Source organism: Spiroplasma endosymbiont of Dasysyrphus albostriatus (genome assembly GCF_964019495.1).
Taxonomy (GTDB): domain Bacteria; phylum Bacillota_I; class Bacilli_A; order Mycoplasmatales; family VBWQ01; genus Spiroplasma_E.
On the sequence record NZ_OZ026447.1, the window covers coordinates 1,626,270 to 1,640,020 of the forward strand.

Annotated in this window: 18 protein-coding genes; 2 read left to right on the plus strand and 16 right to left on the minus strand. The window is 22.1% G+C overall.

Annotation, left to right across the window (positions count from 1 at the left end):
- Positions 1 to 178: 178 nt before the first annotated feature.
- Complete coding sequence (locus tag AACL11_RS09660) at positions 179 to 430, plus strand: hypothetical protein (RefSeq protein WP_338987632.1); 252 nt, start codon at positions 179 to 181, stop codon at positions 428 to 430.
- A gap of 97 nt (positions 431 to 527) precedes the next feature.
- Here the strand turns inward: AACL11_RS09660 and AACL11_RS09665 are convergent, their stop codons facing one another.
- Positions 528 to 3,596, minus strand: a complete 3,069-nt coding sequence (locus tag AACL11_RS09665; protein WP_338987634.1) for a DNA polymerase III subunit alpha — start codon at positions 3,594 to 3,596, stop codon at positions 528 to 530.
- Between the two features lie 365 nt (positions 3,597 to 3,961).
- On the opposite strand from AACL11_RS09665, the gene AACL11_RS09670 reads away from it, so the two are divergent.
- Complete coding sequence (locus AACL11_RS09670; protein ID WP_338987635.1) at positions 3,962 to 4,684, plus strand: ankyrin repeat domain-containing protein; 723 nt, start codon at positions 3,962 to 3,964, stop codon at positions 4,682 to 4,684.
- 105 nt (positions 4,685 to 4,789) lie between these two features.
- Here the strand turns inward: AACL11_RS09670 and thiI are convergent, their stop codons facing one another.
- The 15 genes from thiI to AACL11_RS09745 all read right to left on the minus strand — a co-directional run bounded on the left by thiI (position 4,790) and on the right by AACL11_RS09745 (position 13,297).
- Complete coding sequence (thiI, locus tag AACL11_RS09675) at positions 4,790 to 5,962, minus strand: tRNA uracil 4-sulfurtransferase ThiI (RefSeq protein ID WP_338987636.1); 1,173 nt, start codon at positions 5,960 to 5,962, stop codon at positions 4,790 to 4,792.
- A 23-nt stretch (positions 5,963 to 5,985) separates the two neighbouring features.
- Entirely contained in the window at positions 5,986 to 7,680 is a 1,695-nt protein-coding gene (locus tag AACL11_RS09680; RefSeq protein WP_338987638.1) for a hypothetical protein, read from the minus strand.
- Between the two features lie 44 nt (positions 7,681 to 7,724).
- Positions 7,725 to 8,498 (minus strand): type III pantothenate kinase, encoded by a 774-nt coding sequence (locus tag AACL11_RS09685; RefSeq protein ID WP_338987640.1) that lies wholly within the window; start codon positions 8,496 to 8,498, stop codon positions 7,725 to 7,727.
- 2 nt (positions 8,499 to 8,500) lie between these two features.
- Positions 8,501 to 9,175, minus strand: a complete 675-nt coding sequence (locus AACL11_RS09690) for a diadenylate cyclase (protein WP_252320291.1) — start codon at positions 9,173 to 9,175, stop codon at positions 8,501 to 8,503.
- Between the two features lie 213 nt (positions 9,176 to 9,388).
- Positions 9,389 to 9,541, minus strand: coding sequence for a hypothetical protein (locus AACL11_RS09695; RefSeq protein WP_338987642.1), 153 nt, complete (start codon positions 9,539 to 9,541; stop codon positions 9,389 to 9,391).
- A gap of 62 nt (positions 9,542 to 9,603) precedes the next feature.
- Positions 9,604 to 10,393 (minus strand): IS5 family transposase gene (locus tag AACL11_RS09700; protein WP_281747819.1). Its coding sequence is split into 2 segments (ribosomal slippage): positions 9,604 to 10,131 and positions 10,133 to 10,393, totalling 789 coding nucleotides; the frame shifts between segments, so codons are not numbered across the junction.
- A gap of 25 nt (positions 10,394 to 10,418) precedes the next feature.
- A complete protein-coding gene (locus tag AACL11_RS09705; protein WP_338988519.1) occupies positions 10,419 to 10,871 on the minus strand; it encodes an IS630 family transposase in 453 nt (150 codons plus the stop codon).
- Positions 10,861 to 11,235, minus strand: a complete 375-nt coding sequence (locus AACL11_RS09710; protein WP_338987643.1) for a hypothetical protein — start codon at positions 11,233 to 11,235, stop codon at positions 10,861 to 10,863. The genes AACL11_RS09705 and AACL11_RS09710 overlap by 11 nt, the downstream gene beginning before the upstream one ends.
- Position 11,236: 1 nt before the next feature.
- Positions 11,237 to 11,593 carry a hypothetical protein gene (locus AACL11_RS09715; protein ID WP_338987644.1) on the minus strand — a complete coding sequence of 119 codons (357 nt, stop codon included), beginning with the start codon at positions 11,591 to 11,593 and terminating at the stop codon, positions 11,237 to 11,239.
- Positions 11,593 to 11,874 (minus strand): hypothetical protein, encoded by a 282-nt coding sequence (locus tag AACL11_RS09720; protein ID WP_338987645.1) that lies wholly within the window; start codon positions 11,872 to 11,874, stop codon positions 11,593 to 11,595. Before AACL11_RS09720 ends, AACL11_RS09715 begins: the two co-directional genes overlap by 1 nt.
- A complete protein-coding gene (locus AACL11_RS09725) occupies positions 11,867 to 12,079 on the minus strand; it encodes a hypothetical protein (RefSeq protein WP_338987646.1) in 213 nt (70 codons plus the stop codon). Before AACL11_RS09725 ends, AACL11_RS09720 begins: the two co-directional genes overlap by 8 nt.
- A gap of 17 nt (positions 12,080 to 12,096) precedes the next feature.
- Complete coding sequence (locus AACL11_RS09730) at positions 12,097 to 12,258, minus strand: hypothetical protein (protein ID WP_338975126.1); 162 nt, start codon at positions 12,256 to 12,258, stop codon at positions 12,097 to 12,099.
- Positions 12,259 to 12,261: 3 nt separating this feature from the next.
- Positions 12,262 to 12,555: a hypothetical protein gene (locus AACL11_RS09735; RefSeq protein ID WP_338962887.1), complete on the minus strand. Its 294-nt coding sequence runs from the start codon at positions 12,553 to 12,555 to the stop codon at positions 12,262 to 12,264.
- A gap of 2 nt (positions 12,556 to 12,557) precedes the next feature.
- Entirely contained in the window at positions 12,558 to 13,022 is a 465-nt protein-coding gene (locus AACL11_RS09740; protein WP_338987648.1) for a hypothetical protein, read from the minus strand.
- A 2-nt stretch (positions 13,023 to 13,024) separates the two neighbouring features.
- Complete coding sequence (locus tag AACL11_RS09745) at positions 13,025 to 13,297, minus strand: hypothetical protein (RefSeq protein ID WP_338987650.1); 273 nt, start codon at positions 13,295 to 13,297, stop codon at positions 13,025 to 13,027.
- Positions 13,298 to 13,751 lie beyond the last annotated feature (454 nt).

The window sequence follows — 13,751 nt, forward strand, 5'->3', positions numbered from 1 at the left end:
ACTATCACTATTGATTTTAACTACTTTGGTTATATTTACATCTTTAACCTTAATAAATTTTTTTAACATAAAAAATGATATAAAATATATTTCTTCTTTCTATAATTATTATCGAAAACAAGAAATAATAACAAAAGAAAATGGTTTTAATTTAATAAAAGAACATGGTCTAATTTATATGTTAACTAATAATAAATTATATTTTTGTAAACATTACCTCTTCCAAAATATTGTTGAAAACTATAATCTTAAATCATTAGTACAACTAAAAATTGGAATTGTTTTTGCTATAATTTTAAGTCCAATTTTATTATTTATAACTATATTACTAATCTTTTTAAATATTTATTTAAAAATAAAAAAAGCAGATAATAACTTTTGAGATGCTATTGAAAATTGTGAAATTATTAATAATTACTATGTTCATTAATTTTTTATTTATTATTAGAAATTAAAGTAAGAAATTTAAAAACTATTGATTATATTTATTATTTAATATAGTAAGCATAGATAAAATTATATGCTTACTATAAATTTTTAATTACTCTTGATAAAATTAACTGAATATTATCATTATAAATTTCTACCTTTCCTTCCATTAAAATTACTTTATTAACTTGTAAATATTCTTGGTATATTTGATATAACTTTTCAAAAACCGTTACTTCAATAACATTACTATCATTTTGCATTTCAAAAAAAGCCATTAATTTTTTAGTTTTAGTTTTAATTACTCTAATATTATTGATAACTCCATATACTCTAACATGTTGATCAACATAATTATTAATATATGCTAAATCAATAGCTTTATTATGAGGATCTAATTGCTCTTTTCATAGTAATTTAGGATTATATTTTAAATAAAGTCCTAATGCACGATGTTCATTAATACTATTATTATTTCAATCATCTTCTCTTTGTAACATAATTGGTTTAGCAATTAAATTAAAATTTAATGATAATTCGCCACTAGTTTCATCTTTTACCTGCACCATATTTGCATATTCTAATGCAGCATCCAAGTTTAATAATAACATTGTTCGATTTGATTGAATATCATCTAACGCACCAGCAGCAATTAAATGTTCAATGTTTTTACGATTCAAACCAATAAATATTGCCCGAGCACAAAAGTTAAAAAAATCTTGAAAAAATCCATTACTAGTACGTTCTTTAATAAGATTACTACAACTACCTTGACTCATTTGCTTAATTGCTTGTAAACTATAACGAATAGCTTTTTTAGCACCATCAATTAAAAAATCAATGCCAGAAAATTGAATTGATGGTGCTAAAACTTTAATTTGATATTTTTGACATTCATTCAAATATTGTAACATTTTTTGATCATTACCAATAACACTACTTAATAACGACACCATAAATGCCAATGGATAATTTGCTTTTAAATAAACTAAATAATAACTAATTAATGAATAAGCGACAGCATGAGATCTATTAAATCCATAACCAGCAAATTTTTCAATATCTTCTCATATTTTCTTAACAACTCTTGGTGAATAACCTCTATTAACAGCACTTTTAATAAATGAGTTTGCTTGTTCTTTCATAACTGTAGTATCTTTTTTACTAATTGCACGACGAATTAAATCAGCTTTTCCTAATGAATAACCAGCAATTTTCTGTAAAATTAATAATATTTGTTCTTGATAAATAATAATGCCATAAGTTGATGCTAAATAAGGTTTTAAATCTTCATGAATATACGTAACTTTTTGTTTTCCTAATTTACGATTAATATAATCTTGAATGTACTCTTGTGGTCCAGGACGAAATAAAGAAGAACTAGCAATAATATCTTCTAAGTTATCAACTTTCATTTTAATTAAAATTTGACGCATTCCTGAAGATTCCAATTGAAAAATACCGGTTGTATCACCATTTTTAATAATGTTAAAACTTTTTTCATCATTTAAAGGAATTTGAGATAATTTTAAATTTAAAAAATAATGTTTGCTTACTTGTTGTAAAATATTTTGCAAAATAGTTAAATTACGTAATCCTAAAATATCCATTTTTATTAAACCAAGAGCTTCTAGGGTTTGCATTGGAAATTGCGTTTGATAAATACCTTGAAATCCTAGTTGTAATGGAATAGCAGTAACTAACGGTGCTCTTGTAATAACGATTCCTGCTGCATGAGTACTAGTTTGTCGTGGAAAACCAAGAATTTCTTTGGTTAAAGTAAACAATAAAGGATACTTATTTGCATATCATGCTAATTTTGGTGATTGTTTAATAGCCATATCTATTTCAAAATTATATTGAATTGGTATTAATTTTGTCATTTCATTAATATCTTCAATATTAACTTGAAAAACTCTTCCCAAATCACGAATTGCCATTTTACTAGCAATTGTTTGAAAAGTAACAATATATGCAACATGTTCTTTGCCATATTTTTGATGAATATAATTAATAACTTCATCTCTTCTTGTATCTTCAAAATCGATATCAATGTCTGGTAATGATATTCGTTCTGGATTTAAAAATCTTTCAAAAATTAAATTATAAGCAATAGGATCAACACCAGTAATTCCTAAAACATATGCTACTAAACTACCAGCAACACTTCCTCTACCTGGTCCAACCATTATATTCTTGCTTTTTGCAAATTTAACATAATCATTAACAATTAAAAAATAATCAGCAAAACCCATTTCATTAATTACTTGTAATTCATATAAAACTCTTTTAACGTATGTTTCAGGAATTTCACGACTTTGAAAATGCGCTTCTAATCCCTGTTTACATAATTCTTGCAAATATAAATTACTAGTAAGATTATTAGGGCAAGTAAATTTTGGTAAACTTAATTCTGCACTATTTGGCTTATTTTTAGGAAATTTTAAATTACATAGTCAAATAACCTTTTCAATATTTTCAATAATTTCATTTGGATAATGTTGCATTAAATCTTGTTTAGTTTTATATAAAAACTCATTACTTTTTGATAAATCTTCTGATTTTAATGTTTTTTGTTCTTTAATAGCTTGTAAAATTTGATAAGTACGATGTTGTTTTTCATCTAAATATAAAACCAAATCAATTGGAATAATATTAGATGTAATCGATTTTAATAAAGTAATATTATCCATATCACTAGGTACTAAACCAAAATAAACTAATTCATGACCTGTTGAATTTAAAATATCATAATTATTTTTAATATATCTAATATTTTTATTATTAGCATGAATAATAACTAAAACTTCACGTGTTTGATTAAGATATTTTTTTACATCATTAGTAGTAACAATATTATTATTAGTACTAATAATAGTAGAAAGCTCTATTAATCTTTGATAACCAGCATATGAAGTTGCCATAATAGTTAATTCAACTTTATCAGTAGCACTTTCTCAAACGCAATTTAAACCAATTAATGGTTTAATATCATTCTCTATACATAAATTACAAAATTCATAAGCACCATACATTATATTTTTATCTACTAAAGATAGAACTTTTAAATTATTTTTTTTAGCAAATTCAATATAATCACTTATTTTAATAGTTGATGAAAGAAATGAATAATTAGAACGAACATTTAAATTAACTATATATTTCATACTATCCCCTACAATTCTTGAATGACTTATATTACAAGTTAATTTTAACATCATTTTATCTTGCTAGGTTATTCTTAAGTTATTGTTTTTAATACAAAACTATTTAAAACACTTAAAATCAACTTTTTTAGAAATAAAATAAAAAAATAAATTTTATTTCTAAAATTTATATTAAAAAAGAAAAAATAAACATTATTTTTTCAATAATTAATAATAAATAATTTGGGAAAAATTATAATATATTTTTTTACATATTAAAACCAATAATATGTTAAAATCTGCATAAACTTAATACAAGTTTTCAACTTATTACTTCATTTTAAAGTAAGTGAGTTTGTTATTTTTAATCAAATAAGGAGAAAAAAATGGATATTCAAAATATTAATTTAATAAAAGCTGCTAAAATCGGTGATCTACAAGTAATTAAAAAAATAATTAAAAATGGTGGCAATGTTAATTATATATGCGATGATATAACCGCTTTAATATGAGCAGCGCAAAATGGTCATTTAGATGTAGTTAACATCTTAATAGATAATGGTGTTGATATTTATCATGTAGTTAAAAATAGACCTGATCCTTGAATATTAAATAATATTAATGGACAAATAATTATATCCAAATATTTAAAAACAAATGGTTATTATAACTATGCTAATCTTTTACTAGATACCATTGAAAATGGTGATACAGCTTTAACAATAGCTGCTAAAAACAAACACCCAAAAATAGTTGAAAGATTAGCCTATGAAATTTATGAACAAGAAATAAAGCAACGATATAAATTTGGATTACCTACTATTCTTAATGTTACAACCAATAAAAATAATTTTGAAGTTAAATCTCTTCAAGAATTAGCAAATGAAGTACAAAAAATAACAACCAATATTGACTTTAGAGAACCAAATCCATATCAAAAATTACAAATAAATTTAAAACTTGCTCAATTAGAGATTGATAAGAAAAAAATAAATGAAATCAATAAAAGAATTGAAAAAACAAAATTATTAGTAAATGAAATAAATGCAATTGATTTACAAAATCAAACTTCAACAAGTAATCAAAATACTTATTCTAATATTTTATAGTTTACTATTAAAAAATAACAAAAAGAGTGAAACTTCACTCTTTTTTTATATTTAAAGTAAATAAACTGCAATTTATTAAAACTATTAAATTATTAATAAATTTATTTATATTTTTTCAATATCTTTAAAACTATTTATTAAAATTTGTTCTCAATCAATTATTTGCTTTAAATCATTTTCTAAAAGTTCACATTCTTTAATCTTTGGTTGTGTAACAGGGTTTTTGGGAACAAATAATGAACAACAATCAGCGAATGGTAAAATTGATGTTTCATAAGTACCAATTTTTTTAGCAAGATTAATAATATCAACTTTATCTTCGGCAATTAAACTACGCAAAATTAGTAAATTGCTAACAATATTAATAGCATTAATACTTGCTAATGTTTGTGAAGCAACCTGACCAATCGCTTCACCAGTTGCTAATACTTGAATTTTATATTTTTCTGCAAATAAACTAGCAATTCTAATAAACATTCTACGCATTAAAGTAATACGATAACTTTCTTTCTTAATATGACTTAATTCATTTTGCAAGTTAGTAAAATTGCAAATATATAAATTTTTACTACCAGCATTATAAGGTGCTAAAATTTGAACTAAAGTTTCTACTTTTTTTAATGCTGTTGGTAAAGTAAAAGGTGGAGTAGCAAAATGTAAATATTGAACTTGTAATCCTCGTTTCATTAATTTATATGCTGCTACAGGGGAATCAATACCACCGCTCAATAATAATAACACTTTCCCTGAACTACCTACTGGAAATCCACCAGCACCAATAATTTTATTTGCAAATAAATAAATATCATTCTTATTAACTTTGATATTTATTTTTAAATCAGGATTAGTAACATTAACTTTTAAATCTGTTTTTTTTAAAATTATAGAAGCTATAATTTTAACTATTTGTTCTGAATTTAATGAAAAACTCTTATCACTACGACTAACAAAAAGTTTAAATGTTTTAAAATTTGTTAGATCTTGACTTAAAATTAATGATATTACTTTTTCTGATAATATTTCCATATTTTTAGCAATTCTAAAAGCAGGTGATAATGAACTAATACCAAATATTTTCACCAAAATATTAATAACATCATTCATTACGTCAAGAGATAAATTAGTTAATTCCATGCGATCATGAAAATGAATAATATTTATTTGTTTATAATCACTAAGAGCATACTTAATATTTATTTTTAATTGTTTAATAAAATCAATCCGATTTTTACTTTTAGTTGTTAATTCACCATAACGAATAATAATAATTGGTACCATTTAATTTTCCTCTTTTTTAAAATTTATTCGATTAATTCCAATAATAATGTTAATGCTTTTTGATTATGATTATTAGTGATATTATTTTCAATTTCATTAAATTTACTATTAAGTTGCTGATTAATTGAACGATGACGATTAGCATAAACAAAAGTTAAATGTGATAATTTATGAATAGTAATTTCCATTTTTAATTCAGTATAAAGATGAAAAATTTTATTTTGTAAATCATTAAATTTACTAAAAGAAGAATTATCATAATTTCCATTTTTAAAATTTAAAATAGTATCATTTATTAAATATTGTAAATCACTAAACTTTTCTTTATAAATTTCATTTAAATAATAAAAATTAATATTATTTAAAATATTATCAATTTGTAACATCATTGAATTGATTTTATCAACATAAGTTTTAAATTTAATTTTTGCTTTATTTTGTTCATTCAACAATTTATTATACTCTTTTAAACTATTAAAAATAACAATACTATTTTCAAATAACGCCGCTAATAACATCACTAATGTTTCATAACTAGTATTTTTTATTGATTTTTGATGTTCTATGATTAATAAATTATCAAAATGATTAACAGTAGCAAGTTGTTTATTAATAATAGTTTCTAAGTTAGTTATTTTGCTATTTTCTATCATTTTAGAATTAATTTTATTTGAAAGAGCAATTTCATTTTTAATAGCTTCAAATATTTCATTAAAATTAAAACTCATAACTAAAAATTTTTCATAATTTTGTTTAAAAATATTATAAAATATTTGTTCTTTATCAATTTTATTACTAAAAGTGGCAATTAATTTTAATATTTCTTGAGTGTTAACCTTAGCTTTTTTGTATTGTAAATTATTAATTTGTTTATTAATAAAACTTAACTTTTCATCAACGTTTGCTACTAATTGTTCGTATTGTAAAAGTAAAGTATTATTTATTTTTATCATTTGATATTTATTTTTTAAGGCCGCCATTTTCTGTTTAATTTCATATGTTATAATATAACGAAGTGTTGGTAAATTATCTAAAATTTCTGCCAATGTTACAACAGCAATCGCAATCTCACTTAAAATAGTAATAATTTGACTAACATTAATAGCATTAATATTTGTTTCTAATTCTTTAAACATATCATTAATTATTTTAATAACTTCATCTAATTGTTCTCGATTAAGATCGTTTTGTAAATTAATCTTGATCATTTGATCTTGTAAATAATTAAAATTTTGTTTAAAAAATAATTGATATTCTCGTAATAATTGATCAATACTAATAAAATAATCTATTTCAATTGTTAATAACTGCAATTGATTTTTTAAATTATTACTTTTATTATGCATTCTATACATTAATTTATATCTTTTTCATAATTCTTTATTATTTTGTAATTTTAAAATTTGAATATATTTTTTAAAAACCTTATTTAAATCTTTTTTTAAAAAAAGATTATAACGACTAATTCAAATCCCTAAAATAGCACTATATTGTTCATTTGCTTGTACCATTTGATTAATACGATTTAATCTTTCTTTAATATTAATATTTTGAATATATTGCAAATTTTTATAAATCATAAATTGTTTATTTTTATACGAACTAAAAATTACTAATAAACTTGTTAAAACGATAATAGTAAAAATTAATAAACTAATAATAGTTATTATAATAATTTGTGCACTAGTTAATTTATAAATTTTTATTAACATCAACATAGTTTTATTCTCCTTTCCTTATATTTTAAATATATTAAAAGATATTAATCTTTTATTTTATTATTACTTCTAAAATATTTAATAATATCAACTAAACCTAAAAATAACATTTGTGGTTCATAAATATAAGAAAAATCAAAATAAGATTTTAAAATTGGTACACTACCTCCTGTTAAAATTACAGGTAAACTAATATTTGTTTCATTTTTAATTCTAGCAACTATACTATTAATCATTGCACTAAAACCATAACCATAACCAATTGATAAAGCATGATTAGTATTTTTACCTAACATTGATTGATAATGTTGCATTTCAAAATCAACAAGTAAAGCAGCATTATCAATCAATGCATCTTTACTTGTACTAAATCCAGGTCCAATAATAACGCCAACCAAAACATCATTAACAACAACACTATAGGTAGTAGCAGTTCCCAAACTAACAACTATCGCATTGTGATACTTAGTATAAGCAGCATATGATAATGCTATCAAATCACTACCTAATTGACGATTTTCTAAATTAAGTTTTAAAGGTAAAGAACTTAGTAAATTAAAATCAACAATTAACGGTTTTAAATTATATGTAAAAACAATTAATTTTTCTATTATTATTAAAAAATTTGGAACAACACAACTAATAACAGCTTCTTCAAAATGTAATTTTTTATTTAATTTAAATGCTTTTTTCAATTGAACAATTGCAGTTTTACTTTTGGTTTCTATTACTGCTCATTGTTCAATAATTTCACTATCATTAATCATAGCAATCTTAATTAATGTATTACCAATATCTACTAATAACAAACTTTTCATTATTATACTTGTTGAACCATTTCTTTAGTTGAAGCTAATTCATCATATAGTGTACGAACAAGATTATTTAAGTTTTCAACTTGTAAAAACTTACCACTACGAGCTATTGAAACAGAACCATTAGTTTCACTAACAATAACTGATACTGCATCGGTTTGCTCTGATATTCCAATAGCAGCACGATGACGTGAACCAAATTGACTAGATATTTTTTTATTAGTTAGTGGAAAATAAGTAGAGGCACATTCAATACGACCTAAACGAATAATAACTGCACCATCATGCAATGGTGAACCTTTAATAAAAATAGATTGTAATAGTTGTGAAGTTACTTCACCATCAATTTTTACTCCCAAATCAGTATATTCATTTAATGAAACATTCCTTTCAATAGTAATTAGTGCTCCAATTTTTTCTTCTGCTAATTTAATCACTGCTTCTGCTAAAACACTTGCTAACATTCTTTTTTCTGAAGTTGCTAGTAGTTTCATATGAGATTTATTTCTTGTTGTTCATCAAACTTTTTTACCACGAATAAAGGTATTCATAACTATTAAAATAAGAATTGTCATTAATAAAGAAATGGTTATTCCAAATAAAACCGCTATTTCAGCAATAACTGTTCCAATATCTGCTGAAATTACAGTCGAAATAATATTTAACGGTAATACACTCATATTAAATACCACCATTCCTTTATTTTTTGATTCCACTACTTTAATTATAAAGTAAAAAAAATATTTTTGATATTATTAGTATAACAACTTATCATAATTTACAAAATACTCCTTTTAAAAATAAATTTAAAAGGAGTACTAATATTTTTGATAATTTTAGATTTTATCTTATATAAGTTTATAAAATTATTATTTGTTAATTATCTTTATTAACTATAAATTTGGTACAGTGTTATGAAGATAATTTTTATTTACTACGGATAATGTTGATAAATTCTTATTTACTTCTGCTTTTATTAAAAAATCATTATCACTATCTTTACTATTTTCTCTTGAAGATAATTTTTGTTTTAATTGTATTATCATTTTTAATGCATTTGATAGTTTTGCTAATTTCTTTAAAGATAAAGATACTTCTTAGAACCTGTTTAGAATCTTTTTAATAAAATTGAAATAAAGGAAAGAACAACCATTTGTAAACTAGTATTTAGTTTTCTTTCACAATTTTTTCATAATCTTCTGCATTTTTCTAATCATGCAAAGCTTCGTTCTACAACTCATCTTTTTGGTAGTACTACAAAAGAATGTAATTCATTACGTTTTACAACTTCAACATTTGCATTTATGATTGTTTTGATTGCAGAAGCAAATTTTTCACCAGTATAGCCAGCATCTACTATTATTTTTTGAACTGTAGAAAGATTTTCTTTTTCACTTTTAATCATTATGATAGCACTATTACGATCTGTTTTTTCTGCTGTAGTTATGTAAATTGCATGTGGTAAACCTTGCGTATCAACTGCAATATGACGTTTTATTCCTGAAATCTTTTTACCAGCATCATAACCTTTATTTTCAGTAGTATCTGTATTTTTAACACTTTGCGAATCAATTATACAAAAACTAGTTTTTTCTTTTCGATGATTCTTAATACGAATCTTTTTAACTAATTTTTTTTAAAATTAATTGCAATACACTAGGTTCTTTATCATTGTTTTTACTTCAAATTTGGAAATAATAATATACAGTTTGTCATTTTGGAAAATTTTTTGGTAACATTCTTCATTGACAACCACTTTTTAATACATATAAAACTGCACAAAACACTTCATATAAATCTAAATTTCTTGGTTTTGTTTTCTTTTTGCTGTTTTCTAAAGTTGATTTTATGTTCTCAAATTGTTCTTTAGTAACATGACTTGGATAATTTTTATGCATATATACCTCTTATTTTAAAATATAGCTAACTAAAGTAATGTTTACTCATATCTTGAAAAACAAAATCAATCGCGTTTTTAATATTTGGTCAATAATTTGGTAATATTTTTCTTATATTATGTTTTATAGCAAATCAAAAATGTTCAATTGGATTTAAATTAGGAGAATATGGTGGAAGAAATAATAGTTTGCATCCAGCATTTTCAATTAATTGTTTTGTTGCTTTAGATTTATGAAACGTCGCATTATCTAAAACTATAATTTGTCCACACTTTAATACTGGAATTAGTATATTTTTAACATATGATTCAAAAATTTTACTATTGCAATGTCCTTCAAATGCTCATAGAGCTTTTAATTTACCTTTATTTAGTGCACCAATTATACTCATTCTCTTTATTTTATATGCAGGTTTATTATCAAATAATCTTTTACCTTTTTCAGACCAACCATATTTATAAAATTCATTATCATCAATTTAATCATGGAGGACCTTCTGTTGTAGTTGTAGTAGTTATTGGAGTTGGTGTTGTTGGAATAATTGGAGTAATATTATTTTCTGTTCATTTACTATAATTTGCTAAACCAATTGTTCCTAAACCTAGTAATATTTTTTTACTACTATTAATTAATTTAGTTTTAGTATTTGGTCTTTGATTTAAATTTCATATATCTAAACCTAATTTTTTACCAAATAATAAACTATTAATTGAACCTAATACTGGATTACCTATTACTTGACCATAATAAGCACTTGTACCAATCATTGCACAAATTGGACTTATACCAGTTCTAATTAATTTAGTTAAAGTATAATTTGATTGTGTATTTTCGTTTGGCATTTTATTCTCCTTTATTTGCTTTTAACATTTCTCTTACAATATCTAATAAAGTATTTACTTGATAAGCATATAATTCAAATTCATGAATTCTAATTTTAATTTTTTCTTTATAACCCATTTTAATCTCCTTTAATTTTTTAATTGTTACTTTAATTCAACCTTGATAAACATCATTATCACCAACTATTAATGCAACATTACTTTCAGGGTCAGAAACAATTATGTGTTTTGATTTAACATTTGGGTATTGTCTTAAAATAATTGCTCTAATATCATTACTTGTATGAATTGCTTTTGGAAATGGTGATAATATTTCAATTTCATCTTTATTTTCAAATAAAGTAGGTAATATAATCATTAGTCAATTTCTCCATTTTCTATTTTTTCAATTAATAAACCGAAAATTCCTTTAAAATTTATATTTTTAATATGTTCAAGTAATTTTTCTTTATATTCATTAATATATTTTTGAGCCATTTTTCTTCTTATATTTTCAACTTTAATCATATGTTCTTCACAAAAATATCTTATTTGAACATTATCTTTATCTAATTTTGTTGGTAAATTAGTACAATTAGTTATATGTTTACCAACTTCATTAACTTCACTAAAACAACATGGTATATTTTCTTTATTCATTATTTACTTTCCTTTCTATATTTTTTTCTTGATGTATTAATAAATTTATTAAAATTATTTGTTTATCAATGTCACCTAATTTTTTTAAAAGATATTCATATCTTTTTTTAAAATCTTCACTATCAATATCTCTATCTTTATAAATTAAATTTTTCAGTTTTTTTATTTTATATAAGGTTTTTGGGGAATATATTTCTCCATCCATACAAAGAAAACATTTCATTATTTTATTTCCTTATTTTCAATTTGATTAGCAATTTCATTTAATATTTTCAATACTTTATATTCATTTTTTAATTCTTTAATAATAAATATTAAAATTATTATTAGTGTTATACTTGTTATTAATATTGGTACTATTAATAAAATTTTTCATAATATCATTTTTTACTCTTTTCATTTTTTAAATCATTTAACATTAATTGAACAAAATGCACGATTTTTTTGAATATTTAAAGTATTAAAGATTTCACCAGTTACTATAATTTCATCGTTTTTGTTTAATAAAATACAGCGTCTATAAAGTTTTGGTTTATTAAAAATTAAAGTAACATAGTTTAATCCATTTCATTGACCACGAACACTATAATATAATTCTTTATTACCTTTTTCGTAATATTTTGCTTCAATAGTGTTACTAAGTTTTACTGTTAATTTGACATAATTTGTTTTATCTTTCATTTTTATAATTTCCTTAAATAATTATCAAAAATTAATATTTTTTTATGATTTTTTAAATAATATTGAATATGTTTATAAGCATCTTGTTCATGTTTTGTTAATTTTATATTTCCTTTATAATTTTCTATTTTAGTTTTATTTTTTGGTTCACTTTCTAGATAATCTCAATTCATAACGTCTTCTACTAATACCATTAATGCACCAATAATTTTAGGAGTTGCTAATGGATTAGTTAATAATTGTTTTGAAGTTAAAAAGAAATTTTCTACAATAACTAATATTTTTTTATCAATAAATTTGTTTTTAGTTATTTGAAAATATATTTTATAAAAATCTTTACTTTCTAAAATAGTTTTTGTTTTAAATGTTTTATTTAAAACAATACTATTAGTTTCATTTGAATATATAACAATTCCATTATTACCAATTCCAGCAGGGTCAATTCCAATAATTAAGTCATATTGCATTATTAATCAAAGTTTCCATTTTTGATTTCATATCTTAATTTAATAATAAATCCGAATGGAGTTAAACCTTGTGTATCACCAATATAAAAGGTTTCATAATCAAGTATTCTATTAATTATTTTTTCTTTATATTCATTAATTATTTCTTTTTTAAAACCTTCTCTTAATTTTTCTATATTATTTAAATGTTCTTTTGTTATTTCTTGATTACGTTTTTTATTATATTCATTAATAATTTCTTGGTCTTTATAAGAAAATGATTTTTGTTTATTCATATTTATACCTCCTACTTAACCTAATATTTAAGATACAGTCATAACAAATTGCTTTACCGTTTTTGTCTCTTAAAAAGTTTTTTCTTGTTTTTATATCATTAGTATTAAAGAATAAATAATCTAATTTATGTTGTTTACATGTTCAACAAAAATACTTTTTCATAATAGTTCTTTCTAATATATTCTGTTGCTTGTAGCATAAAGAATATATATTTTTATTTTTATATTATTAATACTATTAGTTTTATTCATTCCAGCAATTCTGGGCTCAAAAATAAATTATGAAATTTTAAAAAACATTGAGGCATTCGATTCAATATTTATTTAATTTGTGTTAAACAAATTAATATTTTAATTGAACCGGCACCGCTCAATTTTTTTTACAAGTTTGAAATTTATTTTCTCGCCCAAAAAATTTTTCAAAAAAAATAAAAAATAAAACCAACACTTGCTC